The organism is Gordonibacter pamelaeae 7-10-1-b (genome assembly GCF_000210055.1).
In the GTDB taxonomy this organism is placed as follows: domain Bacteria; phylum Actinomycetota; class Coriobacteriia; order Coriobacteriales; family Eggerthellaceae; genus Gordonibacter; species Gordonibacter pamelaeae.
The window spans coordinates 1180384-1182322 of record NC_021021.1; the positions used below are offsets into that span (position 1 = coordinate 1180384).

At 67.9% G+C, this 1939-nt stretch carries 3 protein-coding genes; 1 reads left to right on the plus strand and 2 read right to left on the minus strand.

The genetic code is table 11. The features are described from left to right. Positions 1-245 (plus strand): hypothetical protein (locus GPA_RS19990; RefSeq protein WP_231847580.1); only part of this gene is annotated, 245 nt, incomplete at its 5' end. Here the strand turns inward: GPA_RS19990 and serS are convergent. Beyond that, positions 209-1498 carry a serine--tRNA ligase gene (gene serS / locus GPA_RS05485; protein ID WP_015539215.1) on the minus strand — a complete coding sequence of 430 codons (1290 nt, stop codon included), beginning with the start codon at positions 1496-1498 and terminating at the stop codon, positions 209-211. The two genes, GPA_RS19990 and serS, sit on opposite strands and share 37 nt — an antisense overlap. Positions 1499-1643: 145 nt before the next feature. Next, positions 1644-1939, minus strand: a 296-nt coding sequence (locus GPA_RS05490; RefSeq protein WP_041239150.1) for a response regulator, incomplete at its 5' end; no start/stop codon positions are given.

The following is a 1939-nucleotide window of genomic DNA, read 5'->3' on the forward strand; positions in this document are numbered from 1 at the left end:
CTGCCTTCGCCGGGGCCTCGGCAGGCTCCTTCTCCGCGCCCTTCGCCGGGCTTTTGGGCGCGGCCTTAACCGGGCTTGCGGCAGCAGCCTTCGCCGGGGCCTCGGACGCGGCCTTCGCCGCGCCCGGTGCGCTGGAGATCTTCTTGGCGTTCTTTACCGACTTGCGTTTCGTTACCACGCGCTTCGCCCCTGACCGAGCCCGCCGCGCCTATTCCGGCGCGATGACCTCGACGCCGCCCATGTAGGGAACCAGCACGTCGGGCACGCGCACGGTGCCGTCGGGCTGCTGGTAGTTCTCGATGACGGCGGCCATCGTGCGACCCACCGCCAGGCCGGAGCCGTTGAGGGTGTGCACGTAGCGCGAGCCCTTGAAGGCGGCGGGGTCGCGGTACTTGATGTTCGCGCGGCGCGCCTGGAAGTCCGTGCAGTTGGAGCAGGACGATATCTCCTTGTAGCCGTTGTAGCTGGGCAGCCACACCTCGAGGTCGTACGTCTTGGCGGCCGAGAACCCGATGTCGCCCGTGCACAGGCTGATCACGCGGTACGGCAGGCCCAGCAGCTGCAGGATATTCTCGGCGTCGGCCACCATGGCCTCCAGGTCGTCGAAGCTCTCCTCGGGCTTGGCGTACTTCACCATCTCCACCTTGTCGAACTGGTGCACGCGGATGAGCCCGCGCGTGTCGCGGCCGGCGCTGCCCGCCTCCTCGCGGAAGCACGGCGTGAACGCGCAGTATTTGAGCGGCAGCTGGCCGGCGTCGAGCACCTCGCCGGCGTGGATGTTGGTGAGCTGCACCTCGGCCGTGGGAATGAGGTACAGGCCCTCGGTGGTATGGAACAGGTCTTCCTCGAACTTCGGCAGCTGGCCCGTGCCGGTGAGCGTCTCGGCGTTGGCCATGGCCGGGCACCACCACTCCTTGTAGCCGCGCGACGCATGCGTGTCGGCCATGAAGTTGATGAGCGCGCGCTCGAGGCGGGCGCCGAGGCCGCCCAGCAGGATGAAGCGGCTGCGCGCGAGCTTCACCGCGCGCTCGAAGTCGATGATGCCGAGCTCCGGGCCCAGGTCCCAGTGCGGTTTCATCTCGAAGCCCTCGGCGGCGAAATCGCGCGGCGTGCCCCAGCGGCGCACCTCGGGATTGTCGTCCTCGCTCGCGCCCACGGGCGTGGAGTCGGCCGGCATGTTCGGCGTGGCCAACAGCAGGTCGCGCAGGGCCTCGTCGGCGGCTTCGCGCTCCTTGCCGATCACGGCCAGCTCGTCGTTGATGGCGCGCACGCGCTCCTTCGCAGCCTCGGCCTCGTCTTTCTGGCCGGCGCCCATCATGGCGCCGATGGACTTCGAGGCGGCGTTGCGCTCGGCCTGCAGCGCCTCCTCCTTCGCGATGGCGGCACGGCGGGTCTCGTCCAGTTCGGAGAAGCGAGCGGCATCCCACGAAGCATGGCGGTTTTCCATCGCCTCGGCGACGGCTGCCTGGTTATCGCGGACGTACTTGATGTCTAGCATGACGCGCTCCTTCTCGGTAGGAACCGGTTATCGTTTCAGTATAACTTCAGTATATCGCACCCACGAGCGCCTCCCGCAATCCTTCACTCGCTCGGCATGTTCCCGCGCAGCCCCGTTGGCAGCGGCTCTTCCGGCTGCACGCCCGCTAGCTGCTGCGCTTTTGGAGGTGGATGGCTATCTCCCTCAGCACGCGGCGCATGTCGATGGGCTTGGACAGGTGGGCGTCCATGCCGCACTCCAGCGAGGCGCGCACGTCCTCGGCGAAGGCGTTCGCCGACATGGCGATGATGGGCACATCGGCGGCATCGGCGCGCGGGAGCTCTCGAATGCAACGGGTGGCCTCGTAGCCGTCCATCACCGGCATCTGCACGTCCATGAGCACCACGTCGTAGTAGCCCGGCTCGGACTCGGCGAACAGGCGGCACGCCTCCTCGCCGTTCT

Bases quoted from the DNA above. Each gene is read 5' to 3' on its own strand.
- serS (WP_015539215.1), bottom strand. From the start codon at position 1,498: ATGCTAGACATCAAGTACGTCCGCGATAACCAGGCAGCCGTCGCCGAG.